At 48.9% G+C, this 452-nt stretch carries 1 protein-coding gene; it reads left to right on the forward strand.

What is annotated here, in order from left to right:
- Positions 1 to 361 (forward strand): TIGR00645 family protein (locus GO615_RS28015; protein ID WP_169133088.1); only part of this gene is annotated, 361 nt, incomplete at its 5' end.
- Positions 362 to 452 lie beyond the last annotated feature (91 nt).

The raw sequence follows: 452 nt of genomic DNA on the forward strand, positions 1-452 counted from the left end.
CTTCTCGATGGCGGAATCAGATTTGATCCTCGTGTTGCTGTCGCTGGTGGATATGACGCTGGTTGGCGGTTTGCTGGTGATGGTGATGTTTTCCGGTTATGAGAATTTCGTCTCACAGCTGGATATCTCCGAGAACAAAGAGAAGCTGAACTGGCTGGGGAAAATGGACGCAACGTCGCTGAAAAACAAAGTAGCAGCGTCGATTGTGGCAATTTCTTCCATTCACTTACTGCGCGTCTTTATGGATGCGAAAAATGTCCCGGATAACAAACTGATGTGGTACGTCATTATCCATCTGACGTTTGTGCTTTCTGCATTTGTGATGGGCTATCTTGACCGACTGACTCGTCATAATCACTGATCTGATTCGGGCGCGGTTCGCGCGCCCGTTATTAACAGGTCATTTATCGGAAGACGCCTGCCACAGATTCAGCTCGCCATCGGCGATATGC

The sequence above is a fragment of the Aromatoleum evansii genome (assembly GCF_012910805.1).
GTDB classification, from domain to species: Bacteria; Pseudomonadota; Gammaproteobacteria; order Burkholderiales; family Rhodocyclaceae; genus Aromatoleum; species Aromatoleum evansii.